The organism is Winogradskyella luteola (genome assembly GCF_019203985.1).
In the GTDB taxonomy this organism is placed as follows: domain Bacteria; phylum Bacteroidota; class Bacteroidia; order Flavobacteriales; family Flavobacteriaceae; genus Winogradskyella; species Winogradskyella luteola.
This window is the reverse complement of record NZ_JAGSPD010000005.1, coordinates 19482-34969: the sequence shown is the minus strand read 5'-3', so window position 1 is coordinate 34969 and position 15488 is coordinate 19482. Positions and strand designations below refer to the sequence as shown.

At 34.7% G+C, this 15488-nt stretch carries 19 protein-coding genes; 4 read left to right on the top strand and 15 right to left on the bottom strand.

Annotated features, from left to right (window positions below):
* The first annotated feature begins 19 nt into the window (after nt 1-19).
* Nucleotides 20-1021 (top strand): NAD(P)H-dependent glycerol-3-phosphate dehydrogenase, encoded by a 1002-nt coding sequence (locus tag KCG49_RS07285; RefSeq protein ID WP_218545533.1) that lies wholly within the window; start codon nt 20-22, stop codon nt 1019-1021.
* Here KCG49_RS07285 and KCG49_RS07280 read toward each other — a convergent pair.
* Nucleotides 993-1316: a hypothetical protein gene (locus tag KCG49_RS07280; RefSeq protein WP_218545532.1), complete on the bottom strand. Its 324-nt coding sequence runs from the start codon at nt 1314-1316 to the stop codon at nt 993-995. The genes KCG49_RS07285 and KCG49_RS07280 overlap by 29 nt on opposite strands.
* 7 nt (nt 1317-1323) lie before the next feature.
* Entirely contained in the window at nt 1324-1719 is a 396-nt protein-coding gene (locus tag KCG49_RS07275; RefSeq protein ID WP_218545531.1) for a hypothetical protein, read from the bottom strand.
* 116 nt (nt 1720-1835) lie between these two features.
* Between KCG49_RS07275 and KCG49_RS07270 the strand changes: the two genes are divergently transcribed.
* Nucleotides 1836-2207: a DUF1801 domain-containing protein gene (locus KCG49_RS07270; RefSeq protein WP_218545530.1), complete on the top strand. Its 372-nt coding sequence runs from the start codon at nt 1836-1838 to the stop codon at nt 2205-2207.
* A gap of 80 nt (nt 2208-2287) precedes the next feature.
* Nucleotides 2288-2689 (top strand): hypothetical protein, encoded by a 402-nt coding sequence (locus KCG49_RS07265; RefSeq protein WP_218545529.1) that lies wholly within the window; start codon nt 2288-2290, stop codon nt 2687-2689.
* Nucleotides 2690-2758: 69 nt separating this feature from the next.
* Here the strand turns inward: KCG49_RS07265 and pheS are convergent, their stop codons facing one another.
* Nucleotides 2759-3778, bottom strand: coding sequence for a phenylalanine--tRNA ligase subunit alpha (gene pheS / locus KCG49_RS07260; RefSeq protein ID WP_218545528.1), 1020 nt, complete (start codon nt 3776-3778; stop codon nt 2759-2761).
* 35 nt (nt 3779-3813) lie between these two features.
* On the bottom strand, nt 3814-4170 hold the full coding sequence (locus tag KCG49_RS07255; RefSeq protein WP_218545795.1) for a hypothetical protein: 357 nt from the start codon (nt 4168-4170) through the stop codon (nt 3814-3816).
* Nucleotides 4171-4300: 130 nt separating this feature from the next.
* On the opposite strand from KCG49_RS07255, the gene KCG49_RS07250 reads away from it, so the two are divergent.
* Nucleotides 4301-4813: a CvpA family protein gene (locus KCG49_RS07250; RefSeq protein ID WP_218545527.1), complete on the top strand. Its 513-nt coding sequence runs from the start codon at nt 4301-4303 to the stop codon at nt 4811-4813.
* Between the two features lie 193 nt (nt 4814-5006).
* On the opposite strand, the gene KCG49_RS07245 is transcribed toward KCG49_RS07250, so the two are convergent.
* The 11 genes from KCG49_RS07245 to KCG49_RS07200 form a co-directional block, all read right to left on the bottom strand.
* Complete coding sequence (locus KCG49_RS07245) at nt 5007-5636, bottom strand: carbonic anhydrase family protein (RefSeq protein ID WP_218545526.1); 630 nt, start codon at nt 5634-5636, stop codon at nt 5007-5009.
* A gap of 28 nt (nt 5637-5664) precedes the next feature.
* Nucleotides 5665-7263, bottom strand: coding sequence for a SulP family inorganic anion transporter (locus tag KCG49_RS07240; protein WP_218545525.1), 1599 nt, complete (start codon nt 7261-7263; stop codon nt 5665-5667).
* A gap of 87 nt (nt 7264-7350) precedes the next feature.
* Nucleotides 7351-7563, bottom strand: coding sequence for a hypothetical protein (locus KCG49_RS07235; protein WP_256259910.1), 213 nt, complete (start codon nt 7561-7563; stop codon nt 7351-7353).
* 136 nt (nt 7564-7699) lie between these two features.
* The gene (locus tag KCG49_RS16435; RefSeq protein ID WP_256259909.1) at nt 7700-7933 is read right to left on the bottom strand and encodes an SH3 domain-containing protein; all 234 of its coding nucleotides are present in this window, start codon (nt 7931-7933) and stop codon (nt 7700-7702) included.
* Between the two features lie 63 nt (nt 7934-7996).
* Complete coding sequence (locus KCG49_RS16430) at nt 7997-8458, bottom strand: tetratricopeptide repeat protein (protein WP_256259908.1); 462 nt, start codon at nt 8456-8458, stop codon at nt 7997-7999.
* A complete protein-coding gene (locus tag KCG49_RS07225; RefSeq protein WP_218545523.1) occupies nt 8458-10233 on the bottom strand; it encodes a BatD family protein in 1776 nt (591 codons plus the stop codon). Before KCG49_RS07225 ends, KCG49_RS16430 begins: the two co-directional genes overlap by 1 nt.
* Nucleotides 10234-10317: 84 nt before the next feature.
* Complete coding sequence (locus tag KCG49_RS07220; protein ID WP_218545522.1) at nt 10318-11139, bottom strand: tetratricopeptide repeat protein; 822 nt, start codon at nt 11137-11139, stop codon at nt 10318-10320.
* Between the two features lie 67 nt (nt 11140-11206).
* Entirely contained in the window at nt 11207-12244 is a 1038-nt protein-coding gene (locus tag KCG49_RS07215; RefSeq protein WP_218545521.1) for a vWA domain-containing protein, read from the bottom strand.
* Nucleotides 12237-12755, bottom strand: coding sequence for a flavodoxin family protein (locus tag KCG49_RS07210; RefSeq protein ID WP_218545520.1), 519 nt, complete (start codon nt 12753-12755; stop codon nt 12237-12239). Before KCG49_RS07210 ends, KCG49_RS07215 begins: the two co-directional genes overlap by 8 nt.
* Nucleotides 12756-13760, bottom strand: a complete 1005-nt coding sequence (locus KCG49_RS07205; RefSeq protein WP_218545519.1) for a vWA domain-containing protein — start codon at nt 13758-13760, stop codon at nt 12756-12758. It lies immediately after the preceding gene.
* A complete protein-coding gene (locus KCG49_RS07200) occupies nt 13760-15409 on the bottom strand; it encodes a hypothetical protein (RefSeq protein WP_439901098.1) in 1650 nt (549 codons plus the stop codon). Before KCG49_RS07200 ends, KCG49_RS07205 begins: the two co-directional genes overlap by 1 nt.
* Nucleotides 15410-15488: the final 79 nt, after the last annotated feature.

Below are 15488 nucleotides of genomic sequence, written 5' to 3'. Positions count from 1 at the left end.
CTTAAACGAAACTATTTCTATGAGCGACACCAAAAAATATGCGGTCTTTGGGGCTGGAAGTTGGGCAACTGCCATTGTAAAAATGCTTTGCGAAAACTTAGATGAAGTCGGTTGGTACATGCGCAGTGTCTACACTAAGGAACATCTTTTAAAAGAACAGCACAATCCCAGTTATTTAAGCTCGGTAGAATTTCATATAGAACAATTAAAACTCAGTAATGATATTAATGAAATTGCTGAATGGGCAGATGTACTTATTTTTGTGATTCCGTCGGCTTTTATGCATTCTGAACTCGAAAAACTTACCACAGATATTAGTGGAAAAACCATAGTTTCAGCAGTAAAAGGAATTATACCAGAATCGGGTTTATTGGTAGGTGAGCACTTCCATGATATTTACAACATCCCTTTTGAAAATATAGCGGTCATCGCTGGTCCATGCCATGCAGAAGAGGTAGCTTTAGAACGCTTATCTTATCTTACCATTTCTTGTGCAGACCCAGTAAAAGCGCAAGCCATAGCTAATAACTTATCGAGCTCTTACATTAAGACAAAAATCAGTGATGATATTATCGGTGTGGAGTATGCAGTGATGTTAAAGAATATTTATGCTATTGCTGCGGGTATTGCACATGGTTTGGGTTATGGTGACAACTTTCAGAGTGTATTGATGAGCAATGCCATAAGGGAAATGAAACGTTTTATTAAGAAAATGCATAAGATGAAGCGCAATATTAATAATTCAGCCTATTTGGGGGATTTATTGGTAACGGGTTATTCTGTGTTTTCTCGTAATAGAATGTTTGGCAATATGATAGGTAAAGGTTACACGGTGAAATCTGCACAGATGGAAATGAATATGATTGCTGAAGGTTACTATGCCACCAAAAGTGCGTTTTTATTAAATGAGAAGAATTTAAAAAAGACGAAGTTACCTATAATCAATGCGGTTTATGACGTTTTGTACGAAAATAAGAATCCTAAAAAGGTGTTTAAGAAGCTGACGGACAAGTTGGATTAATTACTCCTCTTTCTTCATCAATTGTACTTATGACTTCTTCGATCTGAAGTTGCGATTTTTTAATCCTTTTATTCAAAAACAGATTCCATCCAAAAATAGAAATGAGTGAAATTAAATTAATAGGGATATAAATGTACAATACCCATTTTATCCATTCATAATACCATAAGAAGTAAATAATCACTACAGCTATAAACGTTCTTATCAGATAAGAAAACAGTTTTATATTTCTATATTTCTTTGAAATAATGGGGTCTTTTGAAAGCCGTTGAAGTTCTTTTCTTAAGTCTTCCATAACTCCATTATTGAACGAGCACACCTTTCAACTGCATCAAAGGAACTGTTTGTAAAGCTTTTTCGTTTATGGTGTTTTTTCTAAACAGATATGTTTTGTCAAACATTTGGTTGCCTTCAAAAAAAGTTATTTTAAACGAATTATTAAGTTCCAAAACTTTTTCCTGTAAGTACTCAATCTTTGCGTAACTCCTAGCAGGTAATTTAGAAATCGTATGGCGCATTGGAGGAGTCATTTTATCTTCGGACATTCCTTGAGATACGATAAGAACCGTATCTAAATCCGCATCACTATTGTTAATGATATAGGCATTCCAATCTTGTGTTTTGTAGTCTAGATGCTCTTCTTTTACTACTGCAATATACACATCTTTAACCTTTGGAATTTTAATGTCTTTTTTCATTTTATGCTGAACTTGTTTCAGTATTTGTATCTAATGAAAGCACTAATCTCATTAAATTTGAGAACAAAGCTAAATAATTCTTTAAGAAGAAAAACTTAATTTTAAAATATGGTATTATGAACGATCTCGAAGCTTTTAAAAGCACATTTGTTAATGCTTCTGAAGCGCAGCGTATAGGTTTAAAATTAAGATCTATTGTCTTGGGTTTTTTTCCAAATGCAGAAGAGTCCATTCTTGGTGGTGCTAAAGTAAAATTGGTACTCTATAGTAGAGGCGATGCTAAAAATGTATTGTGCGGTATTCAGCAAGCCGCTAAAGATACCTGTATGCTGTATGTACATCACATTGATAGCATTGTGCACCAACGTTTAAAGTTTTCAGGAAAAGGTAAACATGCCAAACGTATAAAGTTTGAAAGTGCTGACGATGTTAAAGAAGACGAGATTAGATGGTTACTTAAGCAGGTCGAAGAAAATACGCCTTTTTGATTTCATGTTAATTATACACTAAATTGAAGCTCATGAAATGCTAAATTCTTAATTTAGAATCAAATTCTAAAACGTACGTGATGAAGATTAGACTTATTATTCCAATTATTCTTTTTTGTGTTATGTGTACTGCTCAGATCAAAGAAAAAATCACTACGATTGAGACTATTGAAATTTTGAACAACAATACCGAGGAAGCTATTTATTATTTTCAAAACAACTGGAAACAATTAAGGTTGAATGCTGTTGAAAAAGGCTATATCCATTCCTTTCAATTAATGGAATCCCTATATACCGAAGATACACCTTTTCATCTGTTATTGGTGACCACTTATTCTAATAAAGAACAATATGAAAGTAGAGAAACACATTTTGCTGAACTCATAAAAGCGACTGGTGGCTTAAAACTTTTAAACGACAAAAAGCCTTCTGAATTCAGGAAGTCTGTCTTTACTATTGAAGATGCGAAACACTTGGAATAATATTTTGAGTATCCATAGATTCTAAATTATACTTCCGCAGAGCTCAGGAAATGAGTTCAGAATGGCAAATTAAAGCGCACTTTTGAACTGCTCTAAAAAACGCACATCATTTTCACTCAATAAGCGAATATCACTAATCTGGTTGAGTAACATTGCAATACGGTCAATGCCCATTCCAAATGCAAAACCAGAGTATGCTTTAGAGTCAATGCCGCAGTTTTCCAATACATTGGGATCAACCATACCGCAACCCATAATTTCTAGCCAGCCTGTACCTTTGGTGATTTTATAATCCGTTTCCGTTTCCAGCCCCCAATACACATCAACTTCAGCACTTGGCTCAGTAAATGGAAAATAAGATGGGCGTAATCTAATCTTAGATTTACCAAACATTTCAGTCGTAAAATATTGTAGGGTCTGCTTTAAATCTGCAAAGCTCACATCTTTATCTATATACAGACCTTCAACTTGATGAAAAAAGCAGTGTGAGCGTGCGGAAATGGCTTCATTTCTATATACTCGGCCCGGTGAAATCGTACGAATAGGGGGATTGTTATTTTCCATATAACGCACCTGTACAGAACTGGTGTGTGTACGTAACAAGATATCTGGGTTGGTCTGAATAAAAAACGTATCCTGCATGTCGCGAGCAGGATGGTATTCTGGTAAATTTAATGCTGTAAAGTTGTGCCAATCATCTTCAATCTCTGGGCCTTCACTAACATTAAAACCAATACGTGAAAAGATATCAATAATCTGATTTTTTACGATAGAAATAGGATGGCGTGCTCCTAAAGCAATGGGTTCTCCAGGACGAGATAAATCGCCGTAAATACCATTATCTTCTTCTTTGCTTTCGAGCTCTTCTTTTAAAGCATTAACCTTTTCTTCAGCTGTTTTTTTAAGCTGATTTATGGTTTGTCCAAACTCTTTCTTTTGGTCGTTCGCTACATTTCTAAATTCCGCAAAATACTGTTTTAATAATCCTTTAGAGCCTAGATATTTAATACGAAATGCCTCAACTTCTTCCTTAGATTGGGTTGTAAATGCTTCGGCTTCTGCAATGAGTTCTTTTAGCTTATCTATCATGATACCGTTTATTCAGATCGCAAATTTAAAAAATCTTAATCGATATATTCAGTTTCAACAAAATAGTTCACAATAGCTTCTTTCATTAAGACGCTTTGCTCTCCCGCTTTTAAAAATGGCAACTGTTCCTTTACCTTGTAGTGCGGCCAGCCATCATCGTCAACAAAATCGAACTCATAAAAACCATAAGGCTCTAAAAGTTTACATACTGCAATATGCATAAGGTCTAGCTTATGGTCTTTTTTATATGCTCTGTGTATTTGTCCAAGTTCTTGAATGCCAATAAGATATATAATAGAATCTAAGTCTAGCCGATCACCATCGGCAAACTGATTGGAGAGTTTTTCCACTACTAAATTCCACCGTTCTTTTAATTGCTCGTCTCTTGCCATGCTCATTTTCCACACATGTGGAAATCTTTTATTAAACCAGACTTCAAAGTTAATAAACTAAACGCTCTTGATTTGCGTTATTATTCTAAAATGGTAAAATTTATGTACGTTTGCTAAAACCGCTAGTATTATGAGTATCATTGACATTATTTTAGGCTCTTTGTTATTGTTTGGATTAATAAGAGGTGCCATGAAAGGTCTTTTTGTTGAGGTAGCTTCTTTAGTTGCTTTAGTGTTGGGCGTTTATGGCGCGATTCATTTTAGTGGTTTTGCTGCAGAAGTTTTAGAATCTAAAGTAGATTGGAATCAAAAGACCATCAATATTGTAGCGTTTGCAATCACTTTTGTCATTATTGTTTTACTTATAAGTCTTGCAGGAAAGGCATTGACCAAGCTTGCTGATTTTGCAGCTTTAGGCATCGTTAACAAATTAGCTGGTGGCATTTTTGGTGCGCTTAAGATTGGCCTTATTCTTAGTGTTTTACTTATTGTTTTCAATAAATTGAATAGTACACTTCCTTTTATGGAAAAAGAAGATTTGGAAGAAAGTATACTTTATAAACCTGTAAAATCTTTGGCTCCTATGATTTTCCCTAATCTCATAAAGAGTGAAGCGGAACTGCAAGAAACCGAACAAGTATAAATAGTCAAATGTCACATTGAGCACAGTCGAAATACGTTTGGTTTTATCATTCAGAGCAAAGCGAATAATTTTATTGTATCCTATATTTAAGTATGTCTTAAATACCTACAAGGTATCAAAAACCTTGCAGATATGTTAAAATAGCCTGTTAGTAATAGAGCTCAGTTTGAAAAATACTATGCTTTAAATAACATTACAGCATTTCTACTTTACCCGTATGTAAACTATAGACACCTCCTACGATAGAAATCTCGCCATTGTCTTCCATCTCCTTTAAAATAGGACTTTTAATACGAATACGATTCATGGTAAGCCTAACATTATTTTCTACAGTTTTTGCAACGAAAGCTTTGTTAGAAGAATTAGCTTTACCTTCTACTTCTTCTGCAGACTGATGTACTGCTGGTAAAATATTGCTTAATAAATGCGTTATATTCCCTAATTCTACGCCATCACAAGCCGCTTTTACAGCACCACAAGCTTCATGGCCTAAAACCAAAACCAATTTGCTTCCTGCAACTTTACACGAGTATTCTAGGCTTCCTAAAATATCTGCATTCTCAAAATTGCCAGCTACTCTGGCAACAAAGATGTCTCCAATAGCTTGGTCTAATACGGTTTCTACAGGTACGCGAGAATCTATGCAAGATAAGATGACAGCTTTTGGATACTGTCCGCTTGTAGTTTGGCTCACAAGTGCAGCATTATCTGCACCTTCAGGATTTCCGTTTACAAATCGTTTATTGCCTTCCAGTAAATCTTGTAATACACTATTTGGTGTTAATTCACTTTGTACGTCTTTGGTTATCGCTGTGGTTTTCATTTATATATTTTTTAGTTATGTCTAATTTTTATGATTTTCCGTTTTTAGGTCTCAGTTTAAAAAACTCAATAAAACTCTCTGGGTTTTCCACTGTACCTCTTTCTGAATATATCTTTATGTCAATGTTTCGCTCTTTAGCCTTTATGGCAAAATCATCAAGAATTTCAATGATGTCATTATCGAGGTATCGGGTTTTTCTAACATCCAATTCAAAATAAGAATTTTCAGGAAGGCGATCTAGCTCTTTTAAAATAGCACCTTTATTAAAAAAAGTGACCTCTTCTGCCAAAGTCATTTTAATTTTTCCGTCATCAATATCTTCTCCTTCTTTGTGAAGGAAATGAGAGTTTTGAAAACTTCTAAAAAGTACAATAAAAATTCCAACGGCCAATCCGAGTCCGATCCCTTTTAATAGATCTGTAAACACAATTCCTAGCACAGTTACAATAAACGGAACAAATTGCATCCATCCTCCATTATACATGGCTTTAAAAGTCGAAGGTTTTGCGAGCTTATATCCTACGATAAATAATATCGCTGCCAAGACTGATAATGGAATATAGTTGAGGATGTGCGGTATTGTAAGAACTGAAATGAGTAATAAAAACCCATGTATTATGGCACTCGCTTTGGTCTGTCCGCCAGATTGGATATTCGCCGAACTACGAACGATAACCTGTGTTATTGGAAGCCCACCAATAAATCCTGATATCATATTACCAGTACCTTGTGCCAACAATTCGCGATTGGTTGGTGTTACACGCTTATGAGGATCTAATTTGTCTGTAGCTTCAACACATAATAGTGTTTCTAAAGAAGCAACTAAAGCAATGGTAAATCCTGTTAGTATTACATCTCCCCTGGTAATGACTTCAAAATTTGGGAAGGCTAATAAAGATTTTACATCAGATAAGCTTTCTGGTACAGGAACGGAAACCAAATGGTCAACACTTAGTGCCATACTAGAATCTCTAGTAAGGAAAAAGTAAATAATACCTGCAACTACAGCAACCAAAGGGCCTTGTACAAGCTGAAAAAATTTACCCTTTTTACTCAATACATTGCTCCATAAAATAAGTATGGTTATTGCTATAAGTGCAATAATGGTAGCGCCTTTATCAAAATTGCCACTCAATAATGCATTTAAAGTTTTCAAAAGCTCGGTAAGTGTATTCTCTCCATCAACTTGTAGGAATGCGAAATCCCCTTCGGGGTTTTTATCAATTCCGAAGAAATAAGGAATCTGCTTTAAAATAATAATTATACCGATACCCGTAAGCATACCTTTGATAACAGAAGATGGAAAATAATATCCTATGATACCTAATCTAAGAACTCCAAACAATAACTGAATTGCACCACCTAGAACCACTGCCACAAGAAAATTCTCCCAACCGCCAAGTGCTGTAATTGCAGTGAGTACAATTGCAGCCAAACCAGCTGCTGGTCCACTGACACCAATTTGCGAACCACTGAGAAACCCCACAACAATACCACCAATAATACCAGCAATTAAGCCTGAAAATAATGGTGCCCCACTAGCTAATGCAATACCTAGACATAACGGTAGAGCAACAAAGAATACGACAATACTTGCTGGGAAATCACTTTTTAATTTTTTGAACATAATGTTAAATTATAAATTTTAAGGGTAAAATCCCTTGAATAGAGTTAAAAGATTAGACCTTCATTGGTCTGATTTGAGAATTTTCTGTTAGCCTAGAATTTTTTCGGGAGGAGGAAAAACCAAATTGAGATGTGGTTTTGAATAGGCTTTAAATGTATATGAATTTGAATTTAAATCGGTGCGGTCTGTGTAAAAATCTTCCAAATCTAGAGATGCGGTTTCAAAAAGAAGTTTAACACTCTCTTTTTCTTCTTCTTCATTTATATCAAAGAAAATTGTGGTATCAAATGAATTGTCCATTGATACAATAATGATGGGTGCACTTATTATAAACATGAAAAATATCATGAAAAAAAGTGCTAAGTTTTTTTTCAAAATCATAGGTTGTGCTACAACAAATATAACATTACCAATATACGATTTTGTTAAATAATAATTAAAACGTATTTAAGAGCTTTATATCTTGAGATGGAATCCACCCTGTTGAATTATCCGAAAGCATAATTTTGTTCCAGTCTTCGTAAGTTTCCAAAACCTGAACTTTCGTGCCTTCGTGCAGTCTAAACACTTCTTCAGAGTTTCTATTAGGGTCGCTTTTCACTCTACTTTCTTGAGCAAATACAATAGCTGGATTATCCTTTTTTTCTAAATGCTCTTTTTGAAATGCCATTGATACAGAAAAGCAAGCCAACAATAAACCTGCAACACTTGTAACAAAAGCGATTCGTTTTTTTTATGAGGTATAAGAGAAGTGATACATTAAGAACAGTAAAACAAATACAAAAACACCACCAATAGCAATTTTTGCCCAAGTATCGGCATTAAAAGTATTTACTACATTCTTAATAATTTTTGAAAAACCAACCTCAGGAACTTTATCAATGGCATCAATGGTCATTTTTTGGGCAAAAGACAGATTATCTTTTATGGTTTCATCATCAGGGTTGAGTTGAAGCGCTTTTTCATAATAGAAAATACTAGGAGCTATATTATTGAGCTTGTAGTTAGCATTTGCAAGATTATAGTACAATTCTGAAGAGTGTACACCAGAGTCTAATATAGATAAATAAGTATCAATAGCTTCAGCATATTTACCTTCGTTATATAAAGCGTTTGCATTCTCAAAACGTTGGTCGTTTTGGGAAAATCCAAAAAGACTAAAACAACACAAAAACATAAAAATAATTATTCTCATTATTTTATTTGTTTATCGATTAGTGAAATGGTTTTTGCAGCCTTATCATAATCGTTCTGCATGGTAACTTGGGTTATAGGTGTATAACGTGCCAATTCACAATTTTCTAAGATTGAGATAAAGTTTGAAATCACATCATTTTCTACTTGTCGTTCTAAAAGTAAGGCTTCAATCTTTTCTTTGTTAAAATCGCTGGTTTCTATGTTTAACTTTGCCTTTAAATAATTATGAAGTGCTCGCTCCAAAGACTCGTAGAATGCTTCTTTCTGCCCTAAATGTTTCTTTGCTTCACTTAAATATTTTCGTGCCAGTTTATCTGCTCTTCTTATGCGATTACCTTGTACATCAGCATCGCGTTCATCTTTTTTCTTTCTAATTATGATTGCCAACGGAATAGCCAAAAATGGCAGTAATAGCAGAGACCAAAATCCGGTAGATTTAAAAAACGGTGTGCTCCTAATGCTAGACCAGTTTGTTGTTGTTTTTATAAATGCAAATGCATTGGTATTTGATCTAACAGTTTGTTTGGGATTAGCTGATGTTGTAGAGTTACTGGAATTGGTACCCGCAGCTGTTGGTCCTTCTAAAACATTGATTACAATCTCATCTGAGGTAATACGCTTGTAAGTTTCGGTTTTTAAGTCGAAATAAGAAAATGAAATAGGAGGTACCGGATATTTTCCCCTATACTGAGGTACAATAGTGTAAGTATCTGATATACGACCTTGCATTCCGTTTAAATTAGTGCGCACATTCTCTTGGTGTTCTGGCTCGTAGACTTCCAATGAACTTGGAGTGGTTAGTTTTGGAAGCTCAAAAAGCTTAAGATTTCCTTTTCCTGAAACTTCAATTTTGGCTTGAAGCGATTCTGTTGCATCCAACTCTGTTTTGGAAGTTGTTACCTGAAATGAAAAATCACCAACGGCACCTTTAAAGTCTGAAGGTTTTTCTTGTTCGGGTAATGGTTTCACATTTATGGTTCTACTACCAGCTGTTACGGTTTTAGGAACCTTGGTCATTATGGCACGGCCAAAAATATCAGCTCTTCCTGTTGGGACTTCAACAGTAATATCTAAGACCAAAGGCTCAATTTTTAATTTCCCTGTTTTTTGAGGATAAAGTACCGTTTTTCTTAGGACAACATAACGATACTCTTCACCTTTATATAGTCCTTTTTGAATATTAAGACCTTTAATTTCTATATTCTGACTCCAAAAATCATTATACCTTGGATTGTCCTTTTCTCGCCAGTTGCTTACTCCCGTTTCTGGTGAAACGTATAATTTATAAACTACTGTAAACCCTTCATTTAAGTAAGGGTCAGTTTTAGAAACTTCTGCAACCAAATGAATATTCTCTGAAGCAATTTCTGAAGCTCCCGGTGGTGCGTTTGGTCGATCTACAGCAGCAGTAACATTAACGGTTACTGGAAATGTTTTGTATACTTCCCCATCAATTTCTATTGTAGCTTGCTTAATAGTTAACTTTCCCCGCTTTTTAGGTGCTAAAAAATAAGAGTAGGTTTTTAAGTACGATTTTTTTCCATTAGTATAAGAATTCATTAAAGAGGTATTCGGTCCGCCAACAACAGTAAAATCCTTAAAGCTTGGCGGTACAAAATTATCTCCATCTTTATTCATCTCAAAATCTATACGCAAACGTTCGTTAACACCAAGTTTCTTCTTGCTTACCTTAGCTTCAAATTTAACCTGAGCAGAAGCAATACTTGTAGCAAGTAATAAAAATAGAATTGATATGTGTTTTGTGAATTTCATTTTTAAAGACACTTTGACTACGCCTGTCTACCGACAAAGGCAAGCTCCGTGTGACCCTTTACGGATTTAGTGATTGAATTTTGATTACCAGTCTTTTTCAGTTTTTACCTTAGCACCTTTTTGCTTTTCAGCATTCATTTTTTCTTGTACTTTCTGTTCTTGATTTTGCATCGCCTCAAGAATATTTTTTATTTGCTGAGGAGACATTTGTCCAGGCTTTGGTTTTGGTTTCTGATTTTTCTTATCTTCTTTATCGTCTCCTTTACCATCCTTTTTGTCGTCTTTAGGTTTTCCTTTTTCGTCTTCTTCTTTATCTCCTTCTTTTTTGTCTTTATCTCCTTCGTCCTTTTTGTCTTTGTTTTCGTCTTCTTTCTTCTCTTCGTTTTCCTTATCCTTTTCTTCGTCCTTGTTTTCGTCTTTTTTATCATCTTCGCCACCACCGTCTTTTTGCTTTTCCGCACATTCTTTAGCTAAAGCAAAATTATAACGTGTTTCTTCATCTGTTGGATTATTTCTCAATGCACTTTTAAAAGCTTCAACAGCTTCCTTACACAATTCATTCTGCATTAAAATATTGCCAATGTTATGATATGCTCTGTGTTTTTCATCCTTGGTAGTGGCATTTTTGGCTGCTTCCTGACTTCTATACAGAGCTTCATCAAAACTTCCTTTTTTGTAATATGAATGTGCTAAATTATAAGCCCCAACGGCTTTATTCGGAGCTTCGGAAATGGCTTTTCTATATTCCATCTCAGCTTCGATATAATTGTCTTCTTCGAGCAATTCATTAGCTTTATAAACCAGATTCGTGGCTCTTTTATCTGCTTTTAATTGTGCTTTGTCATCCTCTTGCGAAAAGCCTGAAAAGCTTATTAATGCTACAAATATTATTAAGTGAAACTTCATGCTTTTTGTACTTTAATTTAAAAGTAATAAACCCTATGTTTTATTAGCGTTAAAGAAAATTTAAATCTTAAAAATTCTCATTAAACAGATTTAGCTTCTTTAACCAAGCTGTTTTGCGTTCTAAAAAGAATATATCTATAAATAATAGTAGAATCCCCAAACCTAAAAACCATTGAAATTGATCTTTAAAATCTGCAATTTGTTTAGATTCAAACTCTTTTTTATCCATCTTATTGAGCAATTCCTTTATAGTTTCTACAACCTCTGTTGTATTACTTCCGTTGATGTAAACTCCGTCGGTTTCTTCTGCTATTTCCTTTAAAGTGGTTTCGTCTAAACGTGTAATAACTGTTTCTCCGTTATTGTCCTTTTTGTAATTAAGTATAACACCATTTCGTTTTATTGGTATTGGACCTCCTTTTTGGTCACCCACACCGACGGTTAAAATTCTAATACCTTCTTCATTGGCTTCTTCTGCAATATCAACAGCTTCTCCACCATGGTCTTCTCCATCTGAAATGATAATTAATATTCTGTTGGTTTGCTCTTCGTCATCATAATAGGTCTTTGCTAATTGGATGGCCTCGTGAATTGCCGTGCCCTGAGACGACAGCATATCTGTATTCATATTTTGTAAAAACATCTTTGCAGATGCGTAATCTGTTGTAATTGGTAATTGCGGAAAAGCTTTACCTGCATAGGCAATAATACCAACACGATCACTTGCTAGGTTATTGATGATCTGAGTTACCAGTTGTTTCGATTTTTCTAGCCGGTTTGGTGCAATATCTTCTGCGAGCATACTTTTTGATACATCTACCGCAAAAACAATATCAACACCTTGGCTACGGACGGTCTCTAATTTAGTACCAATTTTTGGGTTTACTAATGCTAAGGATAAACACGCAAAAGCACTACATAACACCAATAGTTTTAGTATACTTTTAAAAAGTGATTGATTGGGACTTAAACGTTTTAATAAGGCTGAATCCGCAAACTTCTTTTGTGCAGAACGTCTCCAAACCTGCTGTAAAAGAAATAATAGAATGATTACTGGAATAACCAATAACGTCCAAAACCATATTTTTTCGTCGAGTCTAAACATTAGCTAATAGCTTTTTGTTTGTATATGCTTCTATCGATTGCATTACTTCGTTAGGAATAATTCCTTTTTGTATCCACGTATGAAGATGCCCCAGATACTTCATGCCTAAATATTCTGCACTTTTTTCAAATGGCATAGCGAACCCGTCAAACACCATATTTTCATTACTAGAACTCACAATACCCATTTTCATTTTTCTTAATCGTCGGCCAATATCCTTTTCATCGTACAGAAAATCAGAAATTCTATCTAAAAACACTTTTAATAAACCACTCATCGTATACCAATATATTGGGGTAGCAAAAATGATGGTGTTGTATTTTTCAGTAATCTCATAGAAGAGTGGCTTAAAATCGTCATTCTTGTTCTTAAACTTATAATCAAAATGTCCAATATGCTTTTGGTTTAGATCAATGACGTCAAAATCGGTCTTCTTTTTCAATACCGTAACGATACAATTTGTATCCCCATCGCTTCTAGAGCTTGCTTGTATGATAACTCCTTTTCCCATTTATACAAAGCTTCTAAATATTGTATTTCTTAATAGTATCTCAATCAATAATAATAAGCCAGCTAACAACACCAATGGCCTGTATTTTTCATCGTAATTGTAATACTTCTTTTCTTCTATTTCGGTTTTTTCGAGCTTATTGATTTCGTTATAAATCTCTGCTAGTTTCTTGTTGTTAGTTGCTCTAAAATATTTTCCTCCGGTTACTTCAGCTATTTCCTCTAACAAGTCTTCATCAATTTCTACTTGCTGACGACCATATCTAAACGTTCCGTTAGGATTAATGGCAACCGGAGATAATGCCATGCCATTAGTTCCCAATCCAATAGTGTAGACTTTAATACCATATTCTAAAGCTAATTCGCTGGCAATTTTAGGGTCTATAAACCCTCCGTTGTTAACACCATCGGTTAATAATATAATAACCTTACTTTTAGCTTTACTGTCTTTCAAACGATTCACTGAAGTCGCCAGTCCCATGCCAATGGCAGTACCTCCTTCGATAATTGTATTGTATTTAATATCCCTAAGTGAGCGTTGTACTATGGATTTATCACTGGTAATTGGTGTTTTAGTGTAAGCTTCACCGGCGTATTCTACCAAACCTATTCTATCGTTTGGTCTGCCATCTATAAAATCTGCAGCGACCTCTTTTAAAGCCTCTAAACGATTTGGGCGTAAATCTTTGGCTAACATACTTGCAGAAACATCGATGGACATTACAATGTCAATACCTCTGGTCGTTTTGGTTTTGGTTGAGACATCTACGGTTCTTGGTCTTGCTAATGCTGTAATCAATAAGCCCAGAGCAATGAGGCGTAAAGCAAAAAGTACATGTTTAAACTTAGACCAAAACGATGACGTTGTTTTAAAACCCTTAATGCTCGATATCTTTAACTCTGCTGTTTGCTTGTTATGTTTAAGGACATACCAAACCAATGCTATTGGCAAAAGCAATAGGAACCAAAATAATTCTTTATTTAAAAATTCTATATTTTCAAACATTATTCTTTGTCTTCTTCTACTGGTTCGTCTGGGTTTAGTTCTATGGAATCTAATATTCTGTCAATGATATCATCGGCATAAGAATCCTCACCTCTCCATACTAAAACTATTTGTTGTCTTATATTTTCTGCTCTAAAAAGTAGGATAATATAATTAGCGAGTTCTGATTTATTTTCATCTAAAGAAAAATTCATACTGCCAAAAGTCTTCAATCCCGCTGCAGCATTAGGAGTAATAAACTGCTCTCTTTTTACAGTAATATCTTGAGCCCCTTGAGTTTCTAACTTTTTTAAATAGTTCTCTGAAGCTTTTAACAGGTCTTGTGCTTTTTCCTCATCAGACATTTGTTGTTGTTCACCTGCTTGTTCTGACTGATTGTTAAAAGCCGTTGTACTCACCTGAATGTCAATTCCGGATTCTGATGCCAAATACCTAAATAAAGAAGTTTTTATTTTATCCTGGTATTCTTTTGGTACTTCAACTTCAGTTCGCTTGAGTACTTTAGGTGTTTCTATATAAATTGGTGGAAAACCGTAAGCACTCTCTACCCATTCACCTTCTAACAACTCCTTACTCTCATGGCCAACAATGGTATCTTTTACATACCCAAAACCATATTTAATACCAAAACCTACAATTGTGGCAACGATTAAGAATAGAGAAATAGCAACGGTTAGGACAATTTTTCTACGTTTCTTTTTGCGCTCTTGGGCTTCTTTGTATTGTTGGTCTAATAGCTTTTCTTCCTCGGTAGGCTCAGGCAAGCTGGCCTTTACCGCATCTACTTCCTTGGTAATGGTTGCTTTATCCATTTCAGCTAATGCTGTATCTGGAGCTGATTTGGCAAACTTTACTAAATCGGCACGTTTTAATATGGATTGAAGATTTTGAATCGTATCTTTAGTTAAATGCACTTGATTCCCCTCTTTTAACAATTGTAATCTGGCAATTAACTCATCTGTTGTGCTCTCTAAAGCACGATCATATACTTTTTCATCAAGATATTTTCTGATGATAAATGTTAATTCGGAATAGTATTCTTTTACCTCGGAGCGTATTAAATACTGACTTTCATCTAATTTTTGTAGTGCTAATTTTGCACGATCATAAGGTGGTAATAAAGCAATTTCCTCTTCTTCGGTCAATGGTTTTTTCCTCCAAATAAACCACCACAATAAAAATGCGACCAATACAATAGCTGCTATAATCGCTAACAACCATTTCCACCAATTGCTCCCACTTTTTTGTACCTCTATGATGGGTTTAATATCATAGAGTTTCTGTTTGGTGGTATCAACCTCTATGGTATTGACGTCTACTTGAAGAGAATCTGTAAAAAATGGTTTTTCGTCTATTATAATTTTTTGTCTTGGTATGGTGTAAGAACCAGAGTCAAACTGAGTGAGTTTATATATTCGAGATAATAAAAATTTAGAATCCTTTTTAGTGGTATCAATGTCTAGAGCTTCAACAGCTTCTAAAGGCATAAATGTTTGTCCCTCTGGAAACACAACCAAAGACGAAGAGTCCGCTTCAACTTTTATTTTATAATTGATTTGCTCTCCGATTCGGATTTTGGTAGTATCAACTTCGGTTTTAACTTGGCTGTACAAGTACGAATTACAAATTGTAAAGTATAAGCAAAGCAATAGAAGATTACGAGCCTTTAACCTAGAGCCAACTCGAAACCTATTCTTAACCTCAACTTTATTTATAATTTCGTCTTTC